We start from the raw sequence: 343 nt of genomic DNA on the forward strand, positions 1-343 counted from the left end.
GAGTCCATTTAGGCCCACCATATAACATAAAGTAAAGATGAAGGGGCCTTAGCTCAGCTGGGAGAGCGCCTGCCTTGCACGCAGGAGGTCAGCGGTTCGATCCCGCTAGGCTCCACCAATTTTTTTTGTTCTTTGAAAACTAAATCATATAGAAGAAAAACCAAGATAAAACCGAGTAATCGCCATCTTAGATTCTCTATTTAATAGAAGAATTTTAGGGTAAAGAGTAACATCTTTAGCCGAAACAAGTTAAGTTAGAAAGGGCGCACGGTGGATGCCTTGGCACTAGGAGCCGATGAAGGACGGTACTAACACCGATATGCTTCGGGGAGCTGTAAGTAAG

The 343-nt window shown here is 44.3% G+C and carries 1 tRNA gene and 1 rRNA gene; both read left to right on the plus strand.

The features are described from left to right. Positions 1–42 precede the first annotated feature (42 nt). Positions 43–118 (plus strand) — tRNA-Ala (locus M3600_RS28695). 129 nt (positions 119–247) lie between these two features. Then, positions 248–343, plus strand: a 23S ribosomal RNA gene (locus M3600_RS28700); the annotation flags it as partial.

It is taken from the genome of Niallia sp. MER 6 (assembly GCF_023714395.1).
Classification (GTDB): Bacteria; Bacillota; Bacilli; order Bacillales; family Cytobacillaceae; genus Niallia.